General features: G+C 73.0%; 15 protein-coding genes and 1 pseudogene. 12 read left to right on the forward strand and 4 right to left on the reverse strand.

Features of this window, described 5'->3' with window-relative positions; all coding sequences use genetic code 11:
* Positions 1-61 precede the first annotated feature (61 nt).
* The 7 genes and pseudogenes from J3R08_RS04520 (at position 62) to J3R08_RS04550 (ending at position 6,170) form a co-directional block, all read left to right on the forward strand.
* Positions 62-970 (forward strand): ABC transporter permease, encoded by a 909-nt coding sequence (locus J3R08_RS04520; RefSeq protein WP_209960092.1) that lies wholly within the window; start codon positions 62-64, stop codon positions 968-970.
* A complete protein-coding gene (locus J3R08_RS04525) occupies positions 967-1,800 on the forward strand; it encodes an ABC transporter permease (protein WP_083296919.1) in 834 nt (277 codons plus the stop codon). Before J3R08_RS04520 ends, J3R08_RS04525 begins: the two co-directional genes overlap by 4 nt.
* Entirely contained in the window at positions 1,797-3,218 is a 1,422-nt protein-coding gene (locus J3R08_RS04530; RefSeq protein ID WP_209960094.1) for an FAD-binding oxidoreductase, read from the forward strand. The genes J3R08_RS04525 and J3R08_RS04530 overlap by 4 nt, the downstream gene beginning before the upstream one ends.
* Positions 3,218-4,419 (forward strand): annotated as a pseudogene (locus tag J3R08_RS04535) (saccharopine dehydrogenase C-terminal domain-containing protein). The gene J3R08_RS04530 and the pseudogene J3R08_RS04535 overlap by 1 nt, the downstream one beginning before the upstream one ends.
* Entirely contained in the window at positions 4,416-5,429 is a 1,014-nt protein-coding gene (gene speB / locus J3R08_RS04540; RefSeq protein ID WP_064447714.1) for an agmatinase, read from the forward strand. The pseudogene J3R08_RS04535 and the gene speB overlap by 4 nt, the downstream one beginning before the upstream one ends.
* Before the next feature lie 40 nt (positions 5,430-5,469).
* Positions 5,470-5,862, forward strand: coding sequence for a type II toxin-antitoxin system RelE/ParE family toxin (locus tag J3R08_RS04545; protein WP_209960096.1), 393 nt, complete (start codon positions 5,470-5,472; stop codon positions 5,860-5,862).
* Entirely contained in the window at positions 5,859-6,170 is a 312-nt protein-coding gene (locus tag J3R08_RS04550) for a helix-turn-helix domain-containing protein (protein WP_013284175.1), read from the forward strand. The genes J3R08_RS04545 and J3R08_RS04550 overlap by 4 nt, the downstream gene beginning before the upstream one ends.
* Before the next feature lie 19 nt (positions 6,171-6,189).
* On the opposite strand, the gene J3R08_RS04555 is transcribed toward J3R08_RS04550, so the two are convergent.
* The 4 genes from J3R08_RS04555 to J3R08_RS04570 all read right to left on the reverse strand — a co-directional run bounded on the left by J3R08_RS04555 (position 6,190) and on the right by J3R08_RS04570 (position 9,907).
* Complete coding sequence (locus J3R08_RS04555; protein ID WP_209960099.1) at positions 6,190-6,633, reverse strand: hypothetical protein; 444 nt, start codon at positions 6,631-6,633, stop codon at positions 6,190-6,192.
* A 97-nt stretch (positions 6,634-6,730) separates the two neighbouring features.
* Positions 6,731-7,078 carry a DUF779 domain-containing protein gene (locus tag J3R08_RS04560; RefSeq protein ID WP_043326443.1) on the reverse strand — a complete coding sequence of 116 codons (348 nt, stop codon included), beginning with the start codon at positions 7,076-7,078 and terminating at the stop codon, positions 6,731-6,733.
* A complete protein-coding gene (gene adh, locus J3R08_RS04565) occupies positions 7,078-8,583 on the reverse strand; it encodes an aldehyde dehydrogenase (protein ID WP_043326441.1) in 1,506 nt (501 codons plus the stop codon). Before adh ends, J3R08_RS04560 begins: the two co-directional genes overlap by 1 nt.
* A gap of 40 nt (positions 8,584-8,623) precedes the next feature.
* A complete protein-coding gene (locus J3R08_RS04570) occupies positions 8,624-9,907 on the reverse strand; it encodes a transcriptional regulator (RefSeq protein ID WP_209960100.1) in 1,284 nt (427 codons plus the stop codon).
* 235 nt (positions 9,908-10,142) lie between these two features.
* Here J3R08_RS04570 and J3R08_RS04575 point away from each other — a divergent pair, with 235 nt between their 5' ends.
* The 5 genes from J3R08_RS04575 (at position 10,143) to J3R08_RS04595 (ending at position 15,838) form a co-directional block, all read left to right on the forward strand.
* Positions 10,143-10,808, forward strand: coding sequence for a response regulator transcription factor (locus J3R08_RS04575; RefSeq protein WP_209960102.1), 666 nt, complete (start codon positions 10,143-10,145; stop codon positions 10,806-10,808).
* Positions 10,805-11,857, forward strand: a complete 1,053-nt coding sequence (locus tag J3R08_RS04580) for a HAMP domain-containing sensor histidine kinase (protein ID WP_209960104.1) — start codon at positions 10,805-10,807, stop codon at positions 11,855-11,857. Before J3R08_RS04575 ends, J3R08_RS04580 begins: the two co-directional genes overlap by 4 nt.
* Before the next feature lie 116 nt (positions 11,858-11,973).
* Complete coding sequence (locus J3R08_RS04585) at positions 11,974-14,076, forward strand: pyridoxal-phosphate dependent enzyme (RefSeq protein WP_209960106.1); 2,103 nt, start codon at positions 11,974-11,976, stop codon at positions 14,074-14,076.
* Positions 14,073-15,206 (forward strand): D-alanine--D-alanine ligase family protein, encoded by a 1,134-nt coding sequence (locus J3R08_RS04590; RefSeq protein ID WP_209960109.1) that lies wholly within the window; start codon positions 14,073-14,075, stop codon positions 15,204-15,206. The genes J3R08_RS04585 and J3R08_RS04590 overlap by 4 nt, the downstream gene beginning before the upstream one ends.
* A complete protein-coding gene (locus J3R08_RS04595) occupies positions 15,203-15,838 on the forward strand; it encodes a M15 family metallopeptidase (protein WP_209960111.1) in 636 nt (211 codons plus the stop codon). The genes J3R08_RS04590 and J3R08_RS04595 overlap by 4 nt, the downstream gene beginning before the upstream one ends.
* Positions 15,839-15,866: the final 28 nt, after the last annotated feature.

Consider the following 15,866-nt stretch of genomic DNA (forward strand, 5'->3'; position numbering starts at 1 on the left):
GAATCGGCTGGCTCAGCGCGAAGGTGTCTCATGGCGGCACGGAGCGAAGCGGAGTGGCGGCATGAGCGCGCTGGCCCACGTACCGACCTCCGCCGGGAAACCGGCGCCGCCGCCGGTGCGGCGCGGGCGCAGCCGGCTCCTGCCGTACCTGTTGCTGCTGCCCGGCGCGGTCTGGCTGCTCGTCTTCTTCGCGCTGCCGCTGGTGCAGCTCGCCTCGGCCAGCCTCTACGACCCGGCCGGCTCGCTCTCCACCGGTTACGCGATGACCTGGGCGTTCGGCAACTACCCGGACGCGCTCCAGGCGTACTGGCCGCAGTTCTTCCGGTCGTTCCTCTACTCGGCGATCGCGCTGGTGCTCGCGCTGCTGATGGGCTACCCGCTGGCGTATGCGATCGCGCAGAAGGCCGGCCGGTGGAAGAACCTGCTGCTGGTGGCCGTGGTCGCGCCGATGTTCACCAGCTTCCTGGTGCGCACGCTGGCCTGGAAGACCATCCTGTCGGACAACGGCGCGCTGGTCGGGCTGCTGCGCGACGTGCACCTGCTCGGACCGGACGGCCGGCTGCTGGCCACGCCGATCGCCGTGGTGCTCGGCCTGACGTACAACTTCCTGCCGTTCCTGGTGCTGCCGCTGTACGCGAGCCTGGAGCGGCTCGATCCCCGGCTGCTGGAGGCGGCGAGCGACCTGTACGCGAGCCCGCTGCGCGCGTTCGCCAAGGTCACGCTGCCGCTGTCGATGCCCGGCCTGATCGCCGGCACGCTGCTGTTCTTCATCCCGGCCACCGGTGACTACATCAACGCCGAGCTGCTCGGTACGCCGAACGAGTACATGATCGGCAACGTCATCGACTCGGCGTTCCTGGTCCGGCTGGACTATCCGCAGGGCGCGGCGCTGTCGTTCCTGCTGATGGCCGCGATCCTGGCGATCGTCTTCGTCTACCTGCGCCGCGCGGGAACGGAGGAGGTCCTGTGAGCAGACTGAAGCGCTGGCTCGCCGACCGGTGGGTGATGGGCGTGGCCCTGCTCGTCCTCGGCTACCTGACGCTGCCGATCATGGTGGTCGCCGGTCTGTCCTTCAACCGGCCCTCCAGCCGGCTCTCCTACGACTTCAACGAGTTCACGCTCGACAACTGGAAGCAGCCCTGCGCCACCTCGGACATGTGCGACGCAGTGGTGCGCAGCATGCAGATCGGGCTCATCGCCACAGTCGTCTCCACGCTCCTCGGCACGCTGATGGCGTTCGCGCTGGTCCGGCACAGCTTCCGCGGCCGGTCCGGGCTCAACGGGCTGATCTTCCTGCCGATGGCCACCCCGGAACTCGTGATGGGCACCTCGCTGCTCGCCCTCTTCGTCGCCGCCGGGGTGCCGCAGGGCTTCTGGACCATCGTCATCGCGCACGTCATGTTCTGCGTGTCGTTCGTCGTGGTCACCGTGAAGGCCCGGCTCTCCGGCATGGACCGGCGGCTGGAGGAGGCCGCGATGGACCTGTACGCCAGCGAGTGGCAGACGTTCCGCCGGATCACGCTGCCGCTGGTGCTGCCGGGCATCGTGGCCGCCGCGCTGCTGGCCTTCTCGCTCAGCTTCGACGACTTCATCATCACGAACTTCAACGCCGGCACCACAGTCACGTTCCCCATGTACGTCTGGGGCGCCTCCCAGCGGGGCATCCCGCCGCAGGTGAACGTGATCGGCACGGCCATGTTCGTGATCGCGTTGCTGCTGGTCGGGGCCACCTCGCTGCGCGGGCGGCGGGCGCGACGGGCCGCCCTCGCGGTGGTCGCCACACCGGCGGGCAAGCCATGACACTCCCGCATACCGGCCGGGCGCTGGCCGACGCCGCGCCCGTGCCGTACTGGCTGGACCGCCCGGAGCGGCCCGACCCGCTGCCGCCGCTGTCCGGCTCGCACACCGCCGACCTGCTCGTGATCGGCGGCGGGTACGCCGGACTGTGGACCGCGCTGCTCGCAAAGGAGGCCGACCCGGACCGGGACGTGCTGCTGGTCGACGCGGGCACGTGCGGCTGGGCGGCGTCCGGGCGCAACGGCGGGTTCTGCGCCGCCTCGCTGACCCACGGGCTCGCCAACGGCGTCGAGCGGTTCCCCGGCGAGATCGGCGAGCTGGAACGGCTGGGCCGGGAGAACCTGGACGCCATCGCCGCCACGGTGGCGAAGTACGACATCGACTGCGACTTCGAACGCACCGGTGAGCTGGCGGTGGCGGTCGAGCCGTACCAGCTCGACGGGCTCGCCGCGGACGCCGACCTGGCCCGCCGGTACGGCCACGACGTGCGGCTGCTCGACCGCGACGAGGTACGCGCCGAGGTGGCGTCGCCGACGTACCTGGGCGGGATGTGGGACCGCGACCGGGTGGCGCTGCTCGACCCGGCGAAGCTCGCCTGGGGACTGCGCCGGGCCGCACTCGACCTGGGCGTACGCGTGCACGAGCACACCCGCGTCACCGGCCTGGCCGGCGACGGCGCGGCGCTGCTCGCCAGCACGGCGGGCGGCGCGGACGCGGCGCCCGGCGCGGTACGGGCGCGGCAGGTCGTGCTCGCCACGAACGCGTTCCCGCCGCTGCTGCGCCGGCTGCGTTCCTGGATCGTGCCGGTCTACGACTACGCGCTGATGACCGAGCCGCTGACCGCCGCGCAGCGCGACGCGATCGGCTGGCGGCACCGGCAGGGGCTCGCCGACACCGGCAACCAGTTCCACTACTACCGGCTCACCGCCGACAACCGGATCCTGTTCGGCGGCTACGACGCGATCTACCACTACGGCAACCGGGTGGCGCCCGCGCTGGAGCAGCGCGAGGCCACCTTCACTACGCTCGCCTCGCACTTCTTCACGACGTTCCCGCAGCTCGCCGATGTGCGCTTCAGTCACCGCTGGGGTGGCGTGATCGACACCTGCACCCGGTTCTGCGCGTTCTTCGGCACCGCGTACTCCGGACGCCTGGCGTACGCGGCCGGGTTCACCGGGCTCGGCGTGGGCGCGACGCGATTCGGCGCCCGCGTGACGCTCGACCTGCTCTCCGGCACCGACACCCCGCTGACCCGGCTCGACCTGGTGCGCCGCAAGCCGCTGCCGTTCCCGCCGGAACCGGTCCGGTCCGTGGGCATCAACCTCACCCGCTGGTCGCTCGCCCGCGCCGACGCGCGCGACGGACGGCGCAACCTCTGGCTCCGTACTCTCGACCGTCTTGGACTGGGGTTCGACTCCTGATGCGTATCCTCCTCGTCGGCGCCGGTGGCGTCGGCTCCGCAGCCGTATCCATCGCCGCCCGCCGTACCTTCTTCGAGCTCATGGTGGTCGCCGACCACGACCCGGCGCGGGCGGCGCGGGCCGTCGCCGGGCACGGCGACCGGTTCGTCGCCGCCACTGTGGACGCTTCCTCCGCCGACGCGGTGGCCGCGCTGTGCCGGGAACACCGGATCACGCACGTCCTGAACGCGGTCGACCCGCGTTTCGTCATGCCGATCTTCGACGGCGCGTTCGCCGCCGGGGCCGACTACCTGGACATGGCGATGTCGCTGTCCCGGCCGCACCCCGAGCGTCCCTACGCCCAGACCGGGGTCAAGCTCGGCGACGAGCAGTTCGCCGTCGCGGAGCAATGGGCCGCCGCGGGGCGGCTCGCGCTCTGCGGCATCGGCGTCGAACCGGGCCTGTCCGACGTCTTCGCCCGCTACGCCGCCGACGAACTCTTCGCCGAGATCGACGAGATCGGGGTACGCGACGGCGCGAACCTGACAGTCGCCGGCTACGACTTCGCGCCGTCGTTCTCCATCTGGACCACCATCGAGGAGTGCCTCAACCCGCCGGTGATCTGGGAGGCCGGGCGCGGCTGGTTCACCACCGAACCGTTCAGCGAGCCGGAGGTCTTCGACTTCCCGGCCGGATCGGCCCGGTCGAGTGCGTCAACGTCGAGCACGAGGAGGTGCTGCTCATCCCGCGCTGGGTCCAGGCGAAGCGGGTCACCTTCAAGTACGGCCTCGGCGCCGAGTTCATCGAGGTGCTGCGCACGCTGCACAAGCTCGGGCTCGACTCGACCGAGCCGGTGCGCGTACGCGGCGTCGACGTGTCGCCGCGCGACCTGGTGGCCGCCGCGCTGCCCGACCCGGCCACGCTCGGCGACCGGATGAGCGGCAAGACCTGCGCCGGCACGTACGTCACCGGCACCGGCCCGGACGGGCGGCCGCGCCGGGTCTACCTGTACCACGTGGTCGACAACGAGTGGTCGATGGCCGAGTACGGCCACCAGGCGGTGGTCTGGCAGACCGCCGTCAACCCGGTCGTCGCGCTGGAGCTGCTCGCCACCGGCGCCTGGTCCGGCACGGGCGTGCTCGGTCCCGAGGCGTTCCCGCCGACCCCCTTCCTGGACCTGCTCACCGGCTACGGTTCGCCGTGGGGGATGGAGGAACGATGACCCGGTACGGCCCGATGTACGGCCCCGACATCACGTTCCTCGGCGTGCCGCCGTGCACGGTCGAGGAGCCGGTCACGTACGCCGACGCGGACGTGGTGATCATCGGGGCGCCGTTCGACGGCGGCACCTCGCACCGGCCGGGCACCCGGTTCGGGCCGTCCGCCATCCGGCAGGCCTGCTACCTGCCGCACGACGGCTCCCGCCCGTCGCTGGCGCTGCGCGTGGACGGGCTGAAGGACCTGTGCGTCTACGACGCCGGCGACGTGGAGATGTTCAGCGGCGACATCGAGCGTTCGCTCGCCGCGCTGGAGACCGCCGTGCACGCGGTCGCCGCCGCCGGGGCGATCCCGGTGGTCCTCGGCGGCGACCACTCCATCGCGCTGCCCGACGCCACAGGCGTGGCCCGGCACCACGGCCTCGGCCGGGTGTCGCTGGTGCACTTCGACGCGCACGCCGACACCGGGGACGTCGAGTTCGGCTCGCTGCACGGTCACGGCCAGCCGATGCGCCGGCTCATCGAGTCCGGTGCGGTACGCGGCGACCGCTTCCTCCAGATCGGGCTGCGCGGCTACTGGCCCGGCCCGGACACGCTGGCGTGGATGGCCGAGCAGCGGATGCGCTCGTACGAGATGACCGAGATCGTGGCGCGCGGCCTGGACACCTGCCTGACCGAGGCGTTCGGGATCGCGACCGACGAGTGCGAGGGCGTGTTCCTCTCCGTCGACGTGGACGTGGTCGACCCCGGCATGGCCCCCGGCACCGGCACGCCCGAGCCGGGCGGGTTCACCTCCCGGCAGCTGCTCGACGCGGTCCGCCGGGTCTGTTACGAGCTGCCGGTGGTCGGGTTGGACGTGGTCGAGGTCGCCCCGCCGTACGACCACGCCGACATCACCGCGTACCTGGGCAACCGGGTGGTGCTGGAGGCGCTCTCAGCGATAGCCCGCCGCCGCCGAGACGCCGAAACCGGAACCCCGTGGAACCCCACCCAGCCGCTCCTGGATGACCGCTGACTGGTAGGCCGGGATGTTTAGCCCGGGCTATAGTCAGGGCATGGGTGCGGACGGGAAGCGCTGGTCGGTCCGGGTCACCGGAGAGGTCCGGCACTGGCTGCGCGACCTGCGGGACCACGACCCGGCGTCGTACGAGAGCGTCCGGGTGGCGGTGGACAAGCTGGCCGAGGTCGGGCCGGGGCTGGGCCGCCCGCTCGTGGACACGCTGCGCGGAAGCAGTCTCCGTAATCTCAAGGAGTTGCGGCCCCGCTCCGGTCGGGACATGGCTATCCGGGTGCTGTTCGTCTTCGATCCGTGGTCGCAGGCGGTCCTGCTGGTCGCCGGCAACAAGGCGGGCGACTGGAGTCGCTGGTACCGGCAGCACATCCCGGCGGCGGAGGTTGCCTACAAGGCTTGGCTCGACAGCGAGCGCGAGCGAAGGGGGGAGTCGTGACGGAGTTCTATCACTGGGACGAGGTCCGCGCCGAACTCGGCGGCGACGACGAGGCCTACGAGGCGGAGCGCGCCCGGACCGACGCCTGGGTGAGCGCGTTCCACCTGGCCGAGGAGCGCAAGCGGCTGGGCCTGACCCAGCGGCAGGTCGCCGAGATCATGGGGGTCACGCCCGGCCGGGTGAGCCAGATCGAGAACGGCGACCTCGACGTCAACGAGGTGGCAACGCTGAGCCGGTACGCCAATGCCCTCGGAGCCCGGCTGCGGATCATCTTCGACTACGGCGACGACCTCCGGCAGATCGCCTGACCGGAGGCCGCCGAGACGGTCAGGGGCGGGCGCAGCGGGGGCGCAGGCGTACGGGCTCGGTGGTTTCGGTGATCGAGTTGGGCTCGATCACCAGGCGGGCGATCGTGGTGGCCGGGCCGGGGCGGAACCTGCCCTGGTCGGCGGGGATGGTCGCGGTCCAGGTGCCGGCGGTGCGCTCGTCGGTGCACGCGCCGATCACGCCGAACCCGAAGCCGGTGACCGAGCCGCGCCGCTGGTCGAGGTGCACCTCGATGTACGCGAGGCCGCGCTCGTCGCCGCAGTCGAACCGGCCGCCGACGGTGGCGGTGTGCGCCCGTACGTCGGCGGCGCCGAACCAGTTGACGGAGATGCTGGGGGAGGCCGCGGGGGCGGCGACGGCGGCGCCGGGTGAGAGCCCGAGCGTGGCGGCGGTGGCCAAGGCGGTGAGGCCGGCGGCGAGCACTGGCTGTCGGACCGGGTGCATGGGCGGTCTCCTGTCGGGCGGTGGGATGCGACTCCGAAGTGGACGGCGTCAGCATCCCACCGCCGCGATGCCCGCGAGCTGCAAGATCTCGGACAGATCAGCGGTTCAGGTGGGACCGGATGAGGAACCGGACGCCCTCCGGTGCCTCCAGGGAGAAGCCGCTGCCCCGGCCGGGCACCACGTCGACGGTGAGCCGGGTGTGCTTCCACAGCTCCCACTGGGCCTTCGACATCCAGAACTCCACCGGCTCGGGCACGCCGTCGACAGTCAGCGAGGCGAGCAGCACGTCCGAGCCGCCGGTGCGGAACTCTCCGGCCGGGTAGCACATCGGGGCGCTGCCGTCGCAGCAGCCGCCGGACTGGTGGAACATCAGCGGGCCGTGCTGCCCCCGCAGCGACCGGATCAGGTCGGCCGCCGCGGGGGTCACTGTCACGGTGTCGCCCATCAGAAGAAGCCGAGCTTCTTCGGCGAGTAGCTGACCAGGAGGTTCTTGGTCTGCTGGTAGTGCTCCAGCATCATCTTGTGGTTCTCCCGGCCGATGCCGGACTGCTTGTAGCCGCCGAACGCCGCGTGCGCCGGGTAGGCGTGGTAGCAGTTCGTCCAGACCCGGCCGGCCTGGATGGCGCGCCCGGCCCGGTACGCGGTGTTGAGGTCCCGGGTCCACACGCCCGCGCCGAGCCCGTACAGCGTGTCGTTGGCGATCTTCACGGCGTCGTCCAGGTCGGCGAAGGAGGTCACCGACACCACCGGGCCGAAGATCTCCTCCTGGAAGATCCGCATCGAGTTGTCGCCCTCGAAGATCGTCGGCTGGACGTAGTAGCCGCCGGACAGCTCGCCGCCGAGGTCGGCCCGCTCGCCGCCGGCCAGGACGCGAGCGCCCTCCTGCCGCCCGATGTCCAGGTAGGACAGGATCTTCTCCAACTGGTCGTTGGAGGCCTGCGCGCCGACCATCGTGTCGGTGTCCAGCGGGTGCCCCTGCTTGACCGCCTTCGTCCGCTCGACGGCGGCGGCGAGGAAGTCGGAGTAGTGGCCCTGCTGGATGAGCGCCCGGGACGGGCAGGTGCACACCTCGCCCTGGTTGAGGGCGAACATGGTGAAGCCTTCGAGAGCCTTGTCCAGGAAGTCGTCGGAGGCGGCGCTGACGTCGTCGAAGAAGATGTTCGGGCTCTTGCCACCGAGTTCCAGCGTGACCGGCTTGATGTTCTCGCTGGCGTACTGCATGATCAGCCGCCCGGTGGTGGTCTCGCCGGTGAACGCCACCTTCGCCACCCGCGGCGAGGACGCCAGCGGCTTGCCCGCCTCGACGCCGAAGCCGTTCACCACGTTGATCACGCCCGGCGGCAGCAGGTCGCCGATCAGCGAGAGCAGGTAGTGGATCGAGGCGGGCGTCTGCTCGGCCGGCTTGAGCACCACCGCGTTGCCGGCGGCCAGCGCCGGGGCGAGCTTCCACACCGCCATGAGGATCGGGAAGTTCCACGGGATGATCTGCCCGACCACGCCGAGCGGCTCGTGGAAGTGGTAGGCGACGGTGTCGTCGTCGAGTTCGCCGAGCGAGCCCTCCTGCGCCCGGATCGCCCCGGCGAAATAGCGGAAGTGGTCGATCGCGAGCGGGATGTCGGCGGCGAGCGTCTCGCGTACCGGCTTGCCGTTCTCCCACGTCTCGGCGATCGCCAGGGACTCCAGGTTGTCCTGCATGCGGTCGGCGATCCGGTTGAGGATCAGCGAGCGTTCGGCGACCGACGTGCGGCCCCACGCGTCGGCCGCGCCGTGTGCCGCGTCCAGCGCCTTCTCCACGTCCTCGGCGGTGCCCCGGGCCACCTCGCAGAAGGTCTGCCCGGTCACCGGGGTCGGGTTCTCGAAGTACTTGCCACCGTGCGGCTTCACGTACTCGCCGCCGATGTAGTGGTCGTAGCGGGACTGCCAGTGGGTGGGGGCGTCGTAGCGCGTCATGGGTACCTCCGCCGTCCGTCTGGGGTGGATGGCGGGCAGGCTAGTTTCCAGGACGTTGCAGGAACGTTGCGCGCGGCAGCGCGTACTCCTCGGCGAGCTGGCGGGCCCGCGCGAGCGCGAGCGGCCGGCGGGGCACGCCCGGCGGCAGCGCCCGCGCCAGGGCCTGCCAGGCGGCCAGGTCGTCGGCGCCGGCCGCCGTCGCGGTCCAGGCCGCGAGCAGCCCCGGGTCGCCGCCGGCCAGCACGGCGGCGCGCAACTGGCCGTCGACCAGGCGGCGCAGTCGCGCGACTCCCGGTGCGTCCGACAGGGGCAGCAGGGGCCCACGGTACGCGCGCAGCGCCGCCGCCGGATCGCCACGTTCCAGCAGTTCGGTGACGGTACGGAAGTCGGCGCGCACGGTCGGGCGCAGCCGGTACGGGCGGGAGTCGAGCAGCTCCTCGCCGAGCACGCGGCGCAGCCGGGACAGCTCGGCGCGCAGCGTGACCGGGTGCCGCCTGTCGTCGCCGTAGAGGTCGAGGCCGAGCTGTTCCCCGGTGCGCCCCTCGGGATGGTCGACGAGCAGCACCAGCAGCTCGCTGTGCCGGCGACCGAGCCGGATGCGCCGGCCGCCGACGCGCAGCTCCGCCTCGTCGCGGCCGAGCGCCGACACGTACGCGACGTCCGGCGCGGCGGGCGCGACGCCGGCCAGGAACGCCTCGGCGGCCCGGGCGGTGGCCCGGACCAGAGCCAGGCTCTGCGGGTTGGCCAGGTGGTCCCCGCCGGTGATGTCGACGGCGCCGAGCAGCGCGCCGCTGACCGGGTCGTGGATCGGCGCGGCGGCGCAGGTCCAGCGCTGCACCGGCCGCACGAAGTGCTCGGTGGCGAAGATCTGCACGCCGTGGTCGACGGCGAGGGCGGTGCCGGGCGCGTTCGTGCCGGCGTGCGCCTCGTCCCAGCGTGCGCCCGGTACGAAGTTCATCCGCTCGGCGTGCCGCAGCACCCCGGGGTGGCCCTCCACCCAGAGCAGCCGCCCGGCGGCGTCGCAGACCGCCATCAGGTGCGCGCCGTCCTGCGCGATGCCGCCGAGCAGGTCGCGGAAGAGCGGCATCACCCGGGCGAGCGGGTGCGCGGCGCGGTACGTCTCCAGCGCGTCGTCGGTGAGGTCGACCGGCGCGGTGGCCTCCGGGTCGAGCAGCGCGGACCGCTCCCAGGAACGGGCCACCACCTCCCGGACCCGGCCGGATGTGGTGCCGGCGGTGAGGAACGCCTCGTGGGCGGCACCGACCTGCGCGATCCGCTCCGCCGGATCCGCGCCGAACTCCAGGGCGAGCCACGGGTCAGCCACCAGCGCCTCCTTCCACCCATCGTGACCCACCTCACGCCCGAGCGCCAATGCGTGATCCGGGTCACTTCAGCGGTGCTCGCGCCGCCCGCGGACCGGACGAACGGCCCAGACGGCCGTACGCCGGTTGTCGCAGCGTTGCCCGCGTGGAGGATGGCTGCTGCGGACGCTTACAGAACCCTTAACTCCGGCCTGCGAAGGTGTGCCGGACGACGAGGGAAGACACGGGGAGCGCAAGGTGCGGGTGCTGGTGGCGGACGACGAGCGGCTCTTGGCGGACACGGTCGCCGAGGGGCTGCGACGGTTCTCCATGGCTGTCGACGTCTGCTACGACGGCGACGGCGCGCTGGAACGGATCGGGGTCAACCGGTACGACGTGGCGGTGCTGGACCGGGACATGCCCGGCGCCACCGGCGACGAGGTGTGCCGGAGCCTGGCCGGGTCCGACGCCGGCACCCGGGTGCTGCTGCTGACCGCATCCGCCGGCATCCGGGACCGGGTCGCCGGCCTCGGGCTGGGCGCCGACGACTACCTGACCAAGCCGTTCGCGTTCGCCGAGCTGGTGGCGCGGGTCCAGGCGCTGGGCCGCCGGTCCACGCCGGCGCTGCCGCCGGTGCTGGAACGGCACGGCGTGGTACTCGACGTGGCCCGGCACACCGCTACCCGGGACGGCCGCCCGCTCGGGCTGAGCCCGAAGGAGTTCGCCGTCCTGCACGTGCTGATGCGGGCCGGCGGCCGGGTGGTCAGCGCCGAGGAGCTGCTGGAACAGGCGTGGGACGAGTTCGCCGACCCGTTCACCAACGCGGTCCGGGTGACGGTGATGACCCTGCGCAAGAAGCTCGGCCAGCCGTCGGTCGTCCACACCGTGCCGAAGGCCGGCTACCGGATCGGCGAGCCGGAATGAGCCCCCGTCGCCGCATCCTGCTGGTCGGGCTGCTCGCCCTGCTCGCCGGGTTCTTCGTGCCCAACATGGTCAAGTCGCTGCTCGAACTGGTGTGGGGGCAGGCCCAGTGGTTCTGCGGCCTGGCCACCATCGGCGCGGTGTGCGAACCGGGCCGCCCGTTCGTCCCGCTGTTGCCGCTGCTGGTCCAACTGCTGGTGCTGGTGGCCGCCGGATTCGCGGTGTGGGGAGCGGCCCGCTGGTGCCTGCGTCCGGTGCGCGACCTGGCCGCCCCGATGGCGAACCTGGGCCCGCAGAACCTCGGTTACCGCATCCGGCATCGCGGCCGGGACGAGCTGGCCGGGCTCGCCCGCGCGATCGACGCGATGCTGGACCGGGTCACCGCCGGGTACGAGGGGCAGCGGCGGTTCGCCGCGAACGCCTCCCACGAACTGCGTACGCCGCTCGCGGTGCAACGCACGCTGATCGAGGTCGGCATGGCGCAGTCGCTCACCGGCGAGCAACTGGAGCTGCTGACCGCGCAACTGCTCGCCACGAACGAACGCAACGAGCGGCTCATCGAAGGGCTGCTGGCGCTCAGCGAGAGCGACCAGGGCCTGCGGTCATCCACCCCGCAACGCCTCGAACAGATCGTCAGCGGCGTGCTGGTCGCGTACGCCGATCGGGCCGCCGAGGCCGGCGTGACGGTCGAGACCCGGCTGTCGCCCCGGATCGTGACCGGCGAACGGGTGTTGCTGGAACGCCTGGTCACCAACCTGGTGGAGAACGGCATCAAGTACAACCGCCCGGGCGGCCGGCTCGTCGTCACCGTCGGCGGCGACCCCGCGCTGACCGTCACCAACAGCGGGCAGGCCGTGCCCGCCGAAGCGGTCGACGGGCTGTTCGAACCGTTCCGGCGCCTCGCCCGGGACCGGACCAACCAGGGCGGCGGCGCCGGGCTCGGCCTGGCCATCGCCCGCTCCATCACCCAGGCGCACGGCGGCATCATCGCTGCCCGCCCAGGTGACGACGGCGGCCTGCGGGTCGACGTCCACCTGCCCCACGTGGGCTGACCACCCCACATACGACTCCGGGAGCCGCCGTCGCGGCATCCCGCGATGACACCTGCCCGAGGACCGGACCGGCGGCACCGCCGCCTGCCCCGGAGAGGGCCGGAGAGGAGACCGCAGTGCCGACGCGTACCGAGGGGAGCGCACCACCCGGTGACCGGGTGGCCTGGGCCGACGTGGCGAAGGGCGCCTGCATCGTGCTCGTGGTGCTGTGGCACGTCGTCGTCAAGGACTACCTGCGCATCGACTGGCGGGCCGGCCTGCCGGTGCCGGGCGCGTGGGGGCTGCTCGGCGAGCAGTTGCTGCCGCTGCGGATGCCGTTGTTCTTCGCGATCTCCGGCATCTTCGCGGCGAACGCGGTGGCCCGCCCGTGGCGGGTGTCCGGACGGCCCCGGATTACGCGGAACCTCTACCTGTACGCGATCTGGCTGCTGATCCACACCGCGCTGCTGGCGCTGGCGCCCGGCTTCCCGACCGACCGGGCCACCGACCCGGGTGAGCTGCTGGCCCAGCTCACCGTGACGCCCTCGAACCTGTGGTACCTGTACGCGCTGGCGCTCTACTTCGTGCTCGCCAAGGCGCTGCGCCGGGTCCACCCGGCGGTGCTGCTGACCGCCGCGGGCGCGCTGTCCGCCGTGGCGGCCACCGGGCTGCTGGACAGCCCCGGCAACCGGGGGCAGGTCTACCAGAACCTGGTGTTCTTCCTGGCCGGGGTGCGCCTGAAGCCGTACCTCACGCGGTGGGCGGACGGCGCGAGCACCCGGCGGCTCGCCGGCACCGGCGCGGCGTACGCGATCGGGCTGGCCGCCATGGGCCTGGCCGGCGCGCAGAGCTGGCCCGGCGCGTACCTGCTCGTCTCCGTGCTCGCTGTGGCGTTCGGGCTGACCGCCGCCGCCCGGCTGGCCCGGCACCGCCTGGCCGGTCCGGCGCTGGCCCGGCTGGGCCGCCGCACGCTTGGTGTCTACGTGATCCACATGCCGGTGCTGGCGCTGCTCGACCGGCTCCTCGCCGCGCCGGTGGCCGGTCTGGGCGGACCCGCCCGGGCGCTGCTGGTGACCGTCTACCCGGTCCTGCTCACCGCGCTCGTGCTGGCGCTCAGCCTCGCCGCGCACCGCGGCCTCACCGCGCTCGGCGCGCACTGGCTGTTCGACCTGCCGCGCCGCCGCGTCCACTCGAATCCCGAAGGAGAGACCATGCCCCGAATCGACGGGCCGGCGCTGCCGGACCGCACACACGTCGAGGAGGCCGCCCGCGCGCTGTCCGGCCGGGTGGTGCGTACCCCGGTGCTGCACAGCCCGGTGATCGACCGCCTGGCCGGCACCCGGATCCTGCTCAAGGCGGAGAACCTCCAGGACGGGGGCTCGTACAAGATGCGCGGCGCGATGCTGGCGGTGGGCCGGCTCGCCGCCGCCGGGCACACCGGCGTGGTCGCGCAGAGCACCGGCAACCACGCCGTCGCGGTGGCGCTGGCCGCGCGCCGGCACGGGCTGGCCGCGACCGTCGTGCTGCCGGTGGACGCCGCGCCGGTCAAGGTGGACCGGGCGCGGGCCGCCGGGGCCCGGGTGGTCCGGGCCGGCACCACGGTCGAGGAGCGCCTCGCCGTTGCCCGGCGGATCGCCGAGGTGGAGGGCCACCCGCTGGTCGACGCGTACGACCACCCGGACGTGGTGGCCGGGCAGGGCAGCGCGAGCCTGGAGCTGATCGAGGAGGCGGCGCGGCGCGGCACACCGCTGGATGCGCTGGTGGTGCCGGTGGGCGGGGGCGGCGGCATCGCCGGGGCCTGCCTGGCCGTGGCCGGAACGCCGATCCAGGTGTACGGCGTGGAGCCGGTCGGGTGCGACTCGCTGGCCCGCAGCCTGGCCGCCGGACGGCCCACACCCGTCGCCCCGGCGCCGAGCCTCGCCGACGGGCTGCGCCCCGGGTGCGTCGGCGACCTGCCGTTCGCGGTGGCCCGCACCGGTGTGCGGGGCGTGGTCCGGGTCGACGACGACGCGATCGTCGAGGCGTTCCGGCTGCTCCTGCTGGACCTGAAGGTGCTGGTCGAGCCGTCCGGCGCGGCCGCGCTGGCCGGCGCGCTGCGGCTGGACGAGGTGAGCGGTCCCGGCAGCTCGGGCGCCGGGACGCGGCGGACGGTCGGCGTGGTGCTGACCGGCGGAAACGTGGAAGCGGACCTGGTGGCCCGGCTGGCGGGCGACCGGATGACGGCAGGAGTGGCGGCATGAGAGCGACAGTGCGGATCGGTGTCCTGTTCGGAGGCCCGTCGGCGGAACACGAGGTCTCCTGCGCCTCGGCGCTGGGCGTGGCCCGCGCCCTGGCCGGGCAGGGGCACCGGGTGGTGGCGCTCGGCCTCACCCGTACCGGCGGGCTCCGGCTGCTGCCCGAGCCGGTGCTCGCACAGCACCTCGGCATGGTGGCGGCCGGACGGGCGATCGACGACCGGCTGCCGGTCACCGGCCCGGCGGTGGAGCTGCGGCGCGGGGCAGCCGCCGGGACTGTGGCGGTCACCGCCGCCGACTCCCCGGCCACCGTGCACGCCGAACTGGACGTGGTGTTCCCGGTGCTGCACGGCCCGTACGGCGAGGACGGCGTGGTGCAGGGGCTGCTGGAATCACTCGGCGTGCCGTACGTCGGGTGCGGCATCCTCGCCTCCGCCGTCGGCATGGACAAGGTGGCGATGAAGCGGGCGCTGCGCGCCGAGGGCGTGCCGACGACGCCGTACGTCTGGTTCGACGAGCCGACCTGGCGGGCCGCGGCGGACCCGGAGAAGCTGGTGGTCGGGCTGCGCGGGCCGCTGTTCGTCAAGCCGGCCCGGATGGGCTCCTCGATCGGCATTTCCCGGGTCGCAGGCGGCGACGACCTGGTCGCGGCCGTGGAGGAGGCGTTCCGGCACGACCACGTGGTGCTGGTCGAGCAGGGCGTGACCGGCCGGGAACTGGAGTGCGGCGTGCTCGGCGGCTGGCAGCCTGAGGCGTCGGCGGTCGGCGAGGTCCGGGTCGCGGGCGGCTGGTTCGACTACCGGCAGAAGTACTTCGGCGACGCCGACCCGATGATCGTCCCGGCCCCGCTGCCGGACGAGGTCACCGAGCGGATCCGCGAGCTGTCGGTACGGGCGTTCACCGCGATCGGCGGCTGGGGCCTGGCCCGGGTCGACTTCCTCTACGACGAGACCACCGGCGACCTTTACGTCAACGAGCTGAATACGCTGCCCGGCTTCACCGCGCACTCGATGTACCCGAAGGTGTGGGCCGAGTCCGGCGTCGCGTACCCCGAGGTGGTGGACCGGCTGGTCGCGCTCGCCTTCACCCGGCACGCGGCCCGGCCGTCCACCGCGCACCCCGGGGGTACGCCGTGATCCTCCTCTCCGACCCCCGCGTCGCCGCCGTGTCCAGCCGGGACGACGGCGAACCCCTGGTTGACCTGCGCGAGGTGCCCGGGCTGCGGGTGGACGCGCGGGCCGCCGACCCCGCCGGGGCGTACGCGCGGGTGCGGCGCGGTGTCGCGGACCGCCTGCTGGCCGCGCAGCGCGCGCTGCCGGCCGGGCTGCGCCTGCTCGTGGTCGAGGGCTACCGGCCGTACCGGGCGCAGCTCGACATCTTCACCGGCTACCGGGACGAGCTGCGGCGGCGGCACCCGGACTGGCCGGCGGACCGGCTGCACCGGGAGACCACCAAGTTCGTGTCGCCGGTCGAGGTGGCCCCGCACAGCACCGGCGGAGCAGTCGACCTCACGTTGTGTGACGCCGACGGGGTGGAGTTGGACATGGGCACGGTGCTCGACGCCACCCCGGAGGAGAGCGCCGACGCCTGCTTCACCGCCGCCCGGCACATCCCGGTGAGCGCGTGGCGCAACCGGAACGTGCTGGTGGCGGCGTTGAGCGGCGCGGGGATGGTGAACTACCCGACGGAGTGGTGGCACTGGTCCTACGGCGACAGGTACTGGGCGCTGATGACCGGTGCGCCGCACACCCGTTACGGTCCGTTGTAGCCCGTCGGTTCAGGTGAACGTTCCGGCC

Source organism: Micromonospora sp. HB375 (assembly GCF_017872985.1).
Classification (GTDB): domain Bacteria; phylum Actinomycetota; class Actinomycetes; order Mycobacteriales; family Micromonosporaceae; genus Micromonospora; species Micromonospora chalcea.